Origin of the sequence: Streptomyces yokosukanensis (assembly GCF_001514035.1) — a bacterium.
GTDB classification, from domain to species: domain Bacteria; phylum Actinomycetota; class Actinomycetes; order Streptomycetales; family Streptomycetaceae; genus Streptomyces; species Streptomyces yokosukanensis.
Genome location: NZ_KQ948295.1, coordinates 1 through 812 on the forward strand (window position 1 = coordinate 1; position 812 = coordinate 812).

Below are 812 nucleotides of genomic sequence, written 5' to 3' on the forward strand. Positions count from 1 at the left end.
GGCGGCACCAACGCGCACACCATCATCGAGCAGGCTCCCGAGCCGACGGAGCACGGGGCACGGCCCGACCCCGCCCGGGTGCCCGGTGCCCTGCCGTGGCTGCTCTCGGCGAAGGACCCCCAGGCCCTGCGCGCCCAGGCCGCCCGCGTGGCGGCACACGTCATGGCGGACCCCGAGCTGTCCCTCGCGGACACCGGCTACGCCCTGGCCACGAGCCGGGCCGCTCTCGACCGGCGGGCCGCCGTGGTCGCGGAGGACCGCGAAGGCTTCCTGGCGGGCCTGGCCGCACTCGCGGACGGCAGCCGGCCCGCCGGAGTCCTGGAGGGAACGCCGTCGGCCGGGAAGCTGGCCTTCCTGTTCACGGGGCAGGGCAGCCAGCGGCTGGGGGCGGGGCGTGAGCTGTACGACGCCTTCCCGGTGTTCGCGGCGGCGCTGGACGCGGTGTGTGCGGGGATGTCGCTCGAACTGCCGTTGAAGGAGGTGCTGTTCGGCGACGACGCGGCCGTTCTGGACCGTACGGAGTACGCTCAGCCCGCGTTGTTCGCGGTCGAGGTGGCGCTGTTCCGGCTGCTGGAGTCGTGGGGTGTGAAGCCGGACTTCGTCGCCGGTCACTCCATTGGTGAGATCGCGGCGGCGCATGTGGCGGGTGTCCTGTCGCTGGCGGACGCCTGCACCCTCGTCGCCGCACGCGGGCGGTTGATGCAGGCGCTGCCTTCCGGTGGCGTGATGATCGCGGTGCAGGCGTCGGAGGACGAGGTCCTGCCGTTGCTGACCGAGCGGGTGAGCATCGCCGCCGTCAACGGGCCGACGTC

1 protein-coding gene is annotated in these 812 nt (G+C 73.6%); it reads left to right on the forward strand.

All coding sequences use genetic code 11. From position 1 onward, the window contains the following. The coding region (locus AQI95_RS44260) for an acyltransferase domain-containing protein (RefSeq protein WP_159056792.1) at positions 1 to 812 on the forward strand (812 nt) is incomplete at both ends.